Raw genomic sequence first — 10,494 nt, forward strand, 5'->3', positions numbered from 1 at the left:
AACCGGTGAGTGATCAAGAACTACGAGTAGCCGTGCTCGGCGTCGGCATGATGGGCGCCGACCACGTAGACCGCGTCACCAACCGCATCAGCGGTGCCCGCGTCGCGGTGGTCAATGACCACCTGGCCGACAAGGCAGAGCAGGTCGCAGCGACAGTGCCGGGAGCACGGGTGGCCGCCGATGCACTCGACGCCATCGCGTCTGACGACGTCGACGCGGTACTGCTGGCGACCCCGGGTGCGGTGCACGAAAAGCAGCTGCTGGCGTGCCTCGAACAACGCAAGCCTGTGCTCTGTGAGAAACCCCTGACCACCGATGTGGGCACCTCGCTGGAGGTGGTGCGGCGCGAGGCCGAACTCGGCACGCCGCTGATCCAGGTCGGCTTCATGCGTCGGTTCGACCCGGAATACATGGAACTCAAGGCGTTGCTAGATGGTGGTGAATTGGGTCAGCCGCTGGTCATGCACTGCGTGCACCGCAACCCGGCCGTGCCGGCGGGCTTCGATTCGACGATGGTTGTGAAGGACTCGCTGGTGCACGAGGTCGACGTGACCCGGTTCCTGCTCGGCGAGGAAATCGCCGCCGTGCGAATCCTTCGCCCCCGGATCAACTCTCGCGCACCGGAAGGTTTGCAAGATCCCCAGATGGCGATCTTTGAGACCACCAGCGGGCGGTACGTCGACGTCGAGGTGTTCGTCACCACCGGTGTCGGCTATGAGGTACGCACCGAGGTGGTCGGCGAAAATGGTAGCGCAACAATCGGTCTCGATGTCGGCTTGGTCCGCAAGTCCAGCCCCGGAACGTGGGGCGGCCGCATCACGCCAGGCTTTCGCGAACGCTTTGGTGTCGCCTATGACATCGAAGTGCAACGGTGGGTCGATGCGGTGCGCGCTGGGACCAACGTCGCCGGTCCCACCGCATGGGACGGCTACGCCGCCACGGCGGTGTGCGCGGCAGCGGTGCGGTCGCTGCAGAGCGGCGAGCGGGTCGGTGTAGAGCTGGCCAAGCACATCGAGGCGTAGTTCGGTGAAAATTGCATTGGATCCCACGCCCTTTCACCATGACTACGGGTTGCTCGACTTCCCGCGGCTCGTCGCGGATTTGGGTTATGAATATCTGCAGCTGACGCCGCACCGCGACTTCATCCCGTTCTTCAACCACCCCGGGCCGACGACGAGCTCGTCGCCCAGTTCCGCAAGGCATGCGCCGACGCCGGCGTCGGCATTGCCTCGGTGCTGCCGGTGCTTCGCTGGTCGGGTCCCGACGCGGATGCCCGCGAGGCCGTGGTGCGCAACTGGAAGCGCGTCATCCAGATCACCGTCGACCTCGGAGTCAACGTCATCAATACCGAGTTTTCCGGGCGTCCCGAGCGTGCGGAAGAGTCCGAAAGGGCCTTCTTCCGCTCGATGGAGGAACTGCTGCCGACCTTCGAGCGGGAAGGTATCGACGTGCGCATCGACCCGCAACCCGACGATTTCGTCGAGGACGGCATGGAGGCGCTGCGCATCATCCGGGGCGTCAGCTGGCTCGACCCAAGCCACGGCGGCATTGAACTCGGCTTCCCACAAAACGGCTGACGCTTCACCACCCACACACTCGGGGACAGGATCGGCGGTGCGTGGGTCATCCCCGCCTTAGCCTCCCCGCACTCGTCCTAGGCTGGGGCGCATGGGGATGGCCATCGTGATACGACTGGAGCCCGCGTGGGCCGCGTGACGGCGCGACGGCCTGCACACCATCTAACCGCCGACGACACGGTTACCCGGCCCGAGACGCTTGCCGTCGAGGAGCCCTTGGAGATCCGCGTCAACGGTACACCGATCACGGTCACGATGCGCACACCGGGCTCGGATATCGAACTGGCGCAGGGCTTTCTGCTCACCGAGGGTGTGATCGGCAACCGGGATGACGTAGTCACCGTGCGTTATTGCCGCAGTGCCGAGGTCGGCGTTGCCAACACATACAATGTGCTCGATGTGACGCTCTCACCAGGCGTCCCGATGCCCGACGTCGATGTCACCCGCAACTTCTACACGACGTCGTCGTGCGGCGTGTGCGGCAAGGCGTCGCTGGAGGCGGTGCACACCATCAGCCGCTACAGCGCGGGCGACGACCCGTCTGCCGTGGCCGCCGACACCCTGAGCGGCATGCCGGCCCAGCTGCGAAGTTCGCAAAAGGTCTTCGCGAGCACCGGCGGGTTGCACGCTGCGGCGCTGTTCGCCGTCGACGGCACGATGCTGGCCGTGCGCGAAGACATCGGCAGGCACAATGCGGTCGACAAGGTCATCGGCTCGGCGCTGGAGAACGACCGGATTCCGCTGAGCGGTACGGTGCTGCTGGTGAGCGGGCGGGCGTCGTTCGAGCTGACGCAGAAGGCCGTGATGGCCGGGATCCCGGTGCTCGCCGCGGTGTCCGCGCCGTCGTCGTTGGCGGTGGATCTGGCCAGCAAGTCCGGCGTCACGCTGGTCGCGTTCCTACGCGGCGACTCGATGAACGTCTACACCCGCCCGGATCGGATCAAGCGCTAGCTGGCCAAACGCGGTCTACCTGCGATCTCCAGCAGATCTCCACGCAGACTCCAAGCACGACGTACCGCATCACCGACACCATCGACTCTCGTTGGCCCACGACCAAGGGAGAACAACGATGGCTGAAATTCTGATTGGATCGGTGCCACCGATTGGGCATGTCGGTCCACTGCTGACAGTCGCGGCGACATTGGTGCAACGCGGCCACACGGTGATGTTTTTGACCTCATCCCGCCATGCCGAGAAGGTGCGCGCGGTCGGGGCAGAGCACCGCCCGCTGCCGCCCGAGGCCGACATCGACGAGTCCCGCCTGCACATCGACTACCCGGAACGCCAGCAGACCGGCGGCATGAAGCGGCTCAACTTCGACGTGACGCGGCTGTTGGTTGAACCGCTGCCCCACCAGGCCAAGGCGCTGCGGGACCTGTTCGCGCAGAGGCGGTTTGACGCGATTCTCGTGGACACCGCCTTCATGGGTGTGCTGCCGATGCTGCTGGGCAATCGCGCCAACCGGCCCCCGGTACTGGTGTACTCCACCACGCCATTGGCACTCAGCAGCCGCGACACCGCGCCGTTCGGGCCGGGACTGCCGCCGGTGAACACCATCACCGGCCGGCTACGCAACCGCGGGCTACGCGTACTCAACCACAAGGTCATGCTGGGCCCGTCGCAGCGCGCCGCCAATCGCATGTTGGCACAAGCGGGTTCGCGGCCGCTGCCCGCGTTCTGCTTCGACGCGATGGCGCTCGCCGATCGGTACCTGGTTCCCACCGTGCCGGCGTTCGAGTATCCCCGGTCGGATCTGCCCGCGAATGTCCGGTTCGTCGGGGCGGTGCAGCCGCCGCGGACCGAGAACTTCCGTGCGCCCGACTGGTGGCCACAACTGGATGCCCGCAGACGTCCGGTCGTCCACGTCACGCAAGGCAGCGTCGACAACGCCGACCTCACCCGCCTGCTGCGACCGACGATCGACGCGCTCGCGGACCATCACCTCACAGTGGTCGCCACCACCGGCGGCCGTGACGTCGACGACATCGGTTATCCCATGCCCCTGAATGCGTTTGCCTCCGAATACGTTCCGCACGACATGTTGCTGCCGAAGGTCGACGTTCTCGTCACCAATGGTGGGTATGGCGCCGTTCAGCGGGCGCTGGCCTACGGCGTGCCGATGGTGGTGGCCGGTGACACCGAAGACAAGCCGGAGGTGGCCGCGCGCGTCGCGTGGTCGGGCGCGGGCATCAACCTGCGCACCGGCACGCCGACGATCGCTGCGATCCGCACCGCGGTGATGGAGGTACTCAGCGACCGGCGATACCTCGACCGAGCCCGCAGCCTGGAGTCACAGTTCGCCCAACGGGACGGCGTTGGCGAGATCGCCGAGATCATCGACGAACTCACCGACGCCCACCTACCGCTTAGTTCTCACCGATGAGAACAACAGCGCTCACACATGCCCCGCAAGTGGGGGAGTCGTCGTGGAGTACGGGTTGGTCAATGTCGTTGTACCCGTCGTGGTCGGGGTTTCGGCTGTCTCGAGCGTCGGCGTCTCAGTGGCGCTGGGCGGCTGGGCAGGCGTGCTTTCGACGGTCGTGCTGGTTGTCGGCATCGGCGTGGGCGTGGTGGTGCTGGACCGTGCCGTGGGCTTCGTCGTGGTCGTGGCCGAGGGCGCCGGAACGGGGATACTGGAAGGCTGCCGCGCGTGCTGGGCCGTTTGCATCACGGCAAACACGATCAACCCGAGCGCGAGGATGACACCGAGGCCAGCGGCGACGGCAAGCCCGGGTCGTTCATGCCACTGCGGCGTCTCCGGTTCGGACGTCCGCTCGTCGACCTGGGTCACGCTGCGCTTGATATCGCGGATAGGAAAACGAAAGTCAACGTAGGAGTGAACGGTGGTAGCGGCTATGCGATGACGCGGCGCGTCGCGGTCGGGCGGTTCATCCGTATGCGACAGTAAAGTCATCGCACCTGACGAGTCGTCCCCTTCCCGCGGCACCCCGCCGTGGCGGGACCCCTTCACGCTTTCGTTCGGGTTGCACCGGCGGGTTCTGCTGCTGCGGCTCCGCTGGCACCGACGGGTCGCCACCCGAAGCCGCTGACCGATCGCTGCATCGCTCCGATGCAGCGATCGGTCAGGAGAACGGCGAAATCACCACCACCGCGTGACGCGCGGGTGGAACATGACCATACCAACGGAAGGACGCCGATGTCCGAACTGAAAACCCCTACCGCCGTCCTGCGCGAGGGACCGCGCAGCCTCTCGGACGCCGAGACCGCCGAGATCGAGCGACGAGATCTTCACGCGATTCGCCAAGTGGACATCGACGATGTGATCGAGTATGTCCACCGCGGCCTGAGGCGATTGCCCGATTTCGTCACGCTGTACCGCAAGTACCTCAAGCAGCGGTGGGACGTCTACGAACTCGACTTCACGCAGGACCGCATCGACTGGACCGAGAAGATGACCGAGGACGAACGGGAGTCTTTCGTCGGGATCGCGTCCGGATTCCATCACGGCGAGCGGCAGGTGGAAATCGAGTTGCCGGTGTTCATGATCGGCGCGACTGAAGAGGAGAAGCTCCACATAGCCGCCCAGATCGAGGACGAAGCGCGGCACACCGTTTTCTTCGACCGGTTCTATCGAGAGGTGGTGGGCCTCGAGGGCGACGACATCATGGCGGTGCTCGACCGGTCGTTCCCATGGGTACAGGAAACGTTTGTCGGCCCATTCGGCTTGCTCGCCTACCAGGCGGACGAACTGCGCAGGAATCCGTATGACCAGCGGGCTCGCGTGCGCTACGGGACCACGTACTTCCTCTGGATCGAGGGTGTGCTCGCGCTGTCGGTCATGAAAGTCACGCTGTCCTATGCGCGCTGGCGGGGCTTCCTTCCCGCCTACTACACCGGGTTCACTGCAACGTGCCGAGACGAGTCGCGGCACGTGCAGGGCGGGATGCGGTACCTGCAAGACGCGGTGCGGCGGGATCCCACGATGTTGAAGGACATCCACGACACTCTTCGCACGATCCTGACGATCAGCGGGGTTTCCAGCCGCAAGCTGTACTACGAGCCTTTGGGCTGGACGGAGGACGAAGTACGCGTGCTCTTGATCCAGCAACTGCGACGAAAGTGCAACGACGTCGGCATTTCCCTGTCCCAGGAACTGCAGGAGTTGCTCGTGCAGATCGAGCCGGTGCTGGCGGGCGGCTGACCCATGACGTCGACGATGTTCTTCAGTCCGGGCTGGGCCAACGCTGTGCGGTCCGCGCTGGACGCCGGCCCCGACGAAAATACCCGCGCGGGAAAACTGCCCGAATATTGGGACTTCTACCAGCTGGTTCGATTCGCATACCAGTCGTCGTGGGCCCTCGGCGTCCGCGACTTACCGGCGGAGCTGGGCGGTGGCGAGCGCTATCTCCTGGTGGCGTGGGGCGACAATCGCGTCACCGATTGCCGCATCCTCGACGCGTCCGAGCCGGTGCGCGCGACGTACGTGCTGGCGGCCGATTACCAAGACTGGAAAGCATTGCTCCAGGGGTACGACGCACTCCGGACGGTCATGTATCGGAAGTTGTTGCTCGAAAAGGGAGATCTGCTGGAGTTCTTTAAGGCGATCTACTTCTTCGTGGAGTCGCTGGCGCAAATCGCAGCGGTGCCCACCAGCTTTCCCATGGCCGCCGAGCTTGTCACGCCGGTCTGACCGAGACGTTTTCGCCCAGCGCTAAGAACCCGTAGGCGTCTATGCGCTCTTGTCGCGACGCTCGGTGCGCGACGGTTTGCGCGGCACGATGGTCGGGAGGACATTGTCTGACACCGTCTCCTTGGTCACCACGACCTTGGCGACGTCGTCGCGGCTGGGGATGTCGTACATCACCGGCAGCAGCACTTCCTCCATGATCGCGCGCAGCCCGCGTGCGCCGGTGCCGCGGAGGATCGCCTGGTCGGCGATCGCCTCCAGCGCGTCATTGGTGAATTCCAGCTCGACGCCGTCCATCTCGAACAACCTGGTGTACTGCTTGACCAGGGCGTTCTTGGGTTTGGACAGAATTTGCACCAGCGAGTCCTTGTCCAAGTTCGTCACCGACGCGACGACGGGCAGCCGGCCGATGAACTCGGGGATCAGTCCGAACTTGATCAGATCTTCGGGCATGACCTCGGCGAAGTGGTCCTGGGTGTCGATCTCGGCCTTGGAGCGCACCTCGGCGCCGAACCCCAGGCCGCGCTTGCCGACCCGGTCGTAGATGATTTTCTCCAGCCCGGCAAACGCGCCCGCGACGATGAACAACACGTTTGTGGTGTCGATCTGGATGAACTCCTGGTGCGGATGCTTGCGTCCGCCCTGCGGTGGCACCGAGGCCTGCGTCCCTTCGAGGATCTTCAGCAGCGCCTGCTGGACGCCCTCACCCGAGACGTCACGGGTGATCGACGGGTTTTCGCTCTTGCGGGCGATCTTGTCGACCTCGTCGATGTAGATGATCCCGGTCTCGGCGCGCTTGACGTCGTAGTCGGCGGCCTGGATCAGCTTAAGCAGAATGTTTTCGACATCCTCGCCGACGTAACCCGCCTCGGTGAGCGCGGTCGCGTCGGCGATCGCGAACGGCACGTTGAGCATCTTGGCCAGCGTCTGCGCCAGGTAGGTCTTGCCGCAGCCGGTCGGCCCGAGCATCAGGATGTTGGACTTGGTCAGCTCGACGGGCTCGGAGCGCGAGTCGCGGGCCTTCTCTCCCGCCTGGATGCGCTTGTAGTGGTTGTAAACCGCTACAGCCAGTGTCCGCTTGGCATTGTCCTGGCCGATGACATAGCTCTCGAGGAATTCGCGAATCTCCGCGGGCTTGGGCAGCTCATCGAGTTTTACCTCGTCGGCGTCGGCCAGTTCCTCTTCGATGATCTCGTTGCACAGGTCGATGCACTCGTCGCAGATGTAGACACCCGGACCCGCGATGAGCTTCTTGACCTGCTTTTGGCTCTTGCCGCAGAACGAGCACTTCAGCAGGTCACCGCCGTCTCCGATGCGCGCCATGGTCGTCGGGTCCTACTTCCTGTTCGCCGTCGTCGTCTCTGTCTCATCCGGTGAGAGTCGGGCCGTAGTTCCCGACGCTACCCGCTTGTTCCGGCGCGGTGCGACCGATAAAGCCGAATCGCGTCGGTGGTATTTGTTCGTGTTTGCAGAACATATCCCCTGACTGCGCCCGCGGCCACGTGGAACGCGCCACCGTGTCCTTGGCGTGTCGCCGCCGTTACTGGACCGAGAGGCCCGTCCCGCCGCCACCCTAGAGTGAACTCGTGGGCTTCGTCCTGCCCGACGATACCGTGTTGATCACCGATGGCGGCCTCGCCACCGAGCTCGAAGCGCGAGGCCACGACCTGTCCGACGCGCTTTGGTCGGCCCGATTGCTGGCGGACGCGCCCGAGGAGATTGCCGCGGTGCACGCCGCCTTCTATCGCGCCGGGGCAATGATCGCCACAACCGCGAGCTACCAAGCCTCGTTCGACGGCTTCGCGGCGCGCGGAATCGAGCGAGACGATGCGGCGAAGCTGATGCGGCGCAGCGTGCACCTGGCCGAGGCCGCGCGCGACGACGTCGGTCTCGACGGCGGATGGGTCGCCGCCTCGATCGGGCCGTACGGCGCCGCGCTGGCCGACGGGTCGGAATACCGCGGCCGATACGGCCTGTCCGTCGCGCAGCTGGCTGAGTGGCACCGTCCGAGGATCGAGGTGTTGGCCGAGGCGGGCGCCGACGTGTTGGCCCTGGAGACAATGCCGGACGTCGACGAGGCCGAGGCGCTGATGGATTTGGTTCGGGGGCTTGGTTTGCCCGCCTGGCTGAGCTACACCATCGACGGCGCGTACACCCGCGCCGGGCAACCACTCGCCGACGCGTTCGCGGTCGCGGTCGGGGTGTCGGAGGTCGTCGCGGTCGGAGTCAATTGCTGCGCGCCGTCCGATGTGTTGCAAGCGATCGAGGTCGCGCGCGCCGTGACCGACAAGCCGGTGATCGTCTACCCGAACAGCGGCGAGCTTTGGGACGCGATTCGCCGGACCTGGATGGGGCCCCCGCTGTTCTCGCCGCAACTCGTGCCGCAATGGATTCAGGCGGGTGCGCGCATCGTCGGCGGGTGTTGTCGGGTGCGGCCGGCCGACATCGCCGAGATCGCCGCGGTGGCGTGAGGCCAACCACGCCGGCCCCAAGCGGAGGCGGGAAATCAAGCCGGCCCCGCGGAGCGGGAAATCAAGCCAGCCCCCCGCGGAGGCGGGAAATCAAGCGGTCTGCGTGGAGAGCTTGCGGTACTCCAGCACCGTGTCGATGATGCCGTAGTCCTTGGCTTCCTCGGCCGTCAGGATCTTGTCGCGGTCGGTGTCCTTGCGGATCACCCCGGGATCCTTGCCGGTGTGCCGCGCCAGCGTCGTCTCCATCAGCGTGCGCATCCGCTCGATCTCGGCGGCCTGGATCTCCAGGTCGGAGAATTGGCCCTGGATGACACCGGCCAACGCCGGCTGATGGATCAGCACCCGGGCGTTGGGCAGCGCCAACCGTTTGCCCGCCGTGCCGGCAGCCAGCAACACCGCGGCGGCCGAAGCAGCCTGACCCAGGCACACGGTCTGGATATCGGCGCGCACGTACTGCATGGTGTCGTAGATGGCCATCAGCGAGGTGAATGAGCCGCCCGGTGAGTTGATGTACATCGTGATGTCGCGGTCCGGATCCAGCGACTCCAGCACCAGCAGCTGGGCCATGATGTCGTTGGCCGACGCGTCGTCGACCTGCACACCGAGGAAGATGATGCGTTCCTCGAAGAGCTTGTTGTAGGGGTTCGACTCCTTGACACCCCAGCTGGAGTGCTCGATGAACGACGGCAGGATGTACCGCGCCTGCGGCTGGATTTCAGGATTCATTTTGGTGCCACTCCGTTGAGATGGGCGCGGGTGATGATGTGGTCGACGAAGCCGTACTCGAGCGCTTCTTGCGCGGTGAACCAGCGGTCGCGATCGGAGTCCGCCATGATCCGCTCGACCGGCTGGCCGGTGAACTCGGCGTTGAGTCGGAACATTTCCTTCTTAATGACTGCGAACTGCTCGGCCTGAATCGCGATGTCGGCCGCGCTGCCGGTGACGCCGCCCAGCGGTTGGTGCATCAGGATCCGAGCATGCGGCAACGCATAGCGCTTGCCCTTGGTGCCAGCGGCCAGCAAGAACTGACCCATCGACGCGGCCATGCCCATCGCGTAGGTCGCGATGTCGCACGGCGCCAGCACCATCGTGTCGTAGATCGCCATTCCGGCGCTGATCGAGCCCCCCGGCGAGTTGATGTACAGCGAGATGTCCCTGGTGGGATCCTCGGCAGCCAGCAGCAGGACCTGAGCGCAAAGCCGGTTGGCGATGTCGTCGTCGACCTGGGCGCCAAGGAAGATGATCCGCTCCGAGAGCAAGCGCTCATAGACCGAGTCGACCAGGTTGAGCCCCTGCCCGTTCAATCGCATCGAAGTCACGGGATACCTGCTTTCTGACGTTTGTACTCACCGACACTAACCAACCTGCGACGCCGCGCACTCCCCAACAGGCTCGCGTTCGCTCACAGCGTCAATTCGCATCGCTGTCTTTAGTCTCCGACGCCCCCGGCTCGGTCGCAGCCGTCTCCGACGCCTCCGGCTCCGACGCTGCCGGACCGGTCGCAGCGGCTTCGCCCGCTGGCTGCGTTTGGGCACCCTCTGGCTCGGCGCCCTCAGGCTGCGGGCGGGTGCCGAAGAACTCGTCCGTGTCGATCGGGTTGCCGTCGGTGTCGGTGACGGTGGCGCCCTGCACCACGGCGGCCAACGCCTTGCCACGACGCACGTCGGCGAACATCGCCGGCAGCTGGTTGTTCTCCTGCAGGTACTGCAGCAGCTGCTGCGGCTCGATGCCGTACTGCCGCGACTGCACGACCAGCCGCTCGGTCAAGTCGTCCTGGCCGACCTGAATGTTGAGCTCG

10 protein-coding genes and 2 pseudogenes are annotated in these 10,494 nt (G+C 65.3%); 8 read left to right on the forward strand and 4 right to left on the reverse strand.

Annotated elements, in window-relative coordinates:
- Positions 1–5: 5 nt before the first annotated feature.
- The 7 genes and pseudogenes from VE759_RS13070 (at position 6) to VE759_RS13100 (ending at position 6,228) form a co-directional block, all read left to right on the forward strand.
- Positions 6–1,022 carry a Gfo/Idh/MocA family oxidoreductase gene (locus tag VE759_RS13070; protein ID WP_324932823.1) on the forward strand — a complete coding sequence of 339 codons (1,017 nt, stop codon included), beginning with the start codon at positions 6–8 and terminating at the stop codon, positions 1,020–1,022.
- A 4-nt stretch (positions 1,023–1,026) separates the two neighbouring features.
- Positions 1,027–1,523, forward strand: a pseudogene (locus tag VE759_RS13075) (sugar phosphate isomerase/epimerase family protein); the annotation flags it as partial.
- A 180-nt stretch (positions 1,524–1,703) separates the two neighbouring features.
- The gene (fdhD, locus tag VE759_RS13080; protein WP_324932826.1) at positions 1,704–2,528 is read left to right on the forward strand and encodes a formate dehydrogenase accessory sulfurtransferase FdhD; all 825 of its coding nucleotides are present in this window, start codon (positions 1,704–1,706) and stop codon (positions 2,526–2,528) included.
- A gap of 118 nt (positions 2,529–2,646) precedes the next feature.
- Positions 2,647–3,960 carry a nucleotide disphospho-sugar-binding domain-containing protein gene (locus VE759_RS13085; protein WP_324932829.1) on the forward strand — a complete coding sequence of 438 codons (1,314 nt, stop codon included), beginning with the start codon at positions 2,647–2,649 and terminating at the stop codon, positions 3,958–3,960.
- Between the two features lie 43 nt (positions 3,961–4,003).
- A complete protein-coding gene (locus VE759_RS13090; RefSeq protein ID WP_324932832.1) occupies positions 4,004–4,411 on the forward strand; it encodes a hypothetical protein in 408 nt (135 codons plus the stop codon).
- Positions 4,412–4,734: 323 nt separating this feature from the next.
- A complete protein-coding gene (locus tag VE759_RS13095) occupies positions 4,735–5,739 on the forward strand; it encodes a hypothetical protein (protein WP_324932835.1) in 1,005 nt (334 codons plus the stop codon).
- A gap of 3 nt (positions 5,740–5,742) precedes the next feature.
- Positions 5,743–6,228, forward strand: a complete 486-nt coding sequence (locus VE759_RS13100) for a hypothetical protein (RefSeq protein WP_324932838.1) — start codon at positions 5,743–5,745, stop codon at positions 6,226–6,228.
- Between the two features lie 39 nt (positions 6,229–6,267).
- Here VE759_RS13100 and clpX read toward each other — a convergent pair whose 3' ends face one another.
- Positions 6,268–7,548: an ATP-dependent Clp protease ATP-binding subunit ClpX gene (gene clpX / locus VE759_RS13105; protein WP_324932840.1), complete on the reverse strand. Its 1,281-nt coding sequence runs from the start codon at positions 7,546–7,548 to the stop codon at positions 6,268–6,270.
- 275 nt (positions 7,549–7,823) lie between these two features.
- On the opposite strand from clpX, the gene mmuM reads away from it, so the two are divergent.
- The gene (mmuM, locus tag VE759_RS13110; RefSeq protein ID WP_324932877.1) at positions 7,824–8,696 is read left to right on the forward strand and encodes a homocysteine S-methyltransferase; all 873 of its coding nucleotides are present in this window, start codon (positions 7,824–7,826) and stop codon (positions 8,694–8,696) included.
- A 90-nt stretch (positions 8,697–8,786) separates the two neighbouring features.
- Here mmuM and clpP2 read toward each other — a convergent pair whose 3' ends face one another.
- The 3 genes and pseudogenes from clpP2 to VE759_RS13125 form a co-directional block, all read right to left on the reverse strand.
- Positions 8,787–9,422: an ATP-dependent CLP protease proteolytic subunit ClpP2 gene (clpP2, locus tag VE759_RS13115; RefSeq protein WP_324932843.1), complete on the reverse strand. Its 636-nt coding sequence runs from the start codon at positions 9,420–9,422 to the stop codon at positions 8,787–8,789.
- Positions 9,419–10,006 carry an ATP-dependent Clp protease proteolytic subunit gene (locus VE759_RS13120; RefSeq protein WP_324932879.1) on the reverse strand — a complete coding sequence of 196 codons (588 nt, stop codon included), beginning with the start codon at positions 10,004–10,006 and terminating at the stop codon, positions 9,419–9,421. Before VE759_RS13120 ends, clpP2 begins: the two co-directional genes overlap by 4 nt.
- A gap of 100 nt (positions 10,007–10,106) precedes the next feature.
- Positions 10,107–10,494 (reverse strand): annotated as a pseudogene (locus VE759_RS13125) (trigger factor); the annotation flags it as partial.

It is taken from the genome of Mycobacterium sp. (genome assembly GCF_035640695.1).
Taxonomy (GTDB): domain Bacteria; phylum Actinomycetota; class Actinomycetes; order Mycobacteriales; family Mycobacteriaceae; genus Mycobacterium.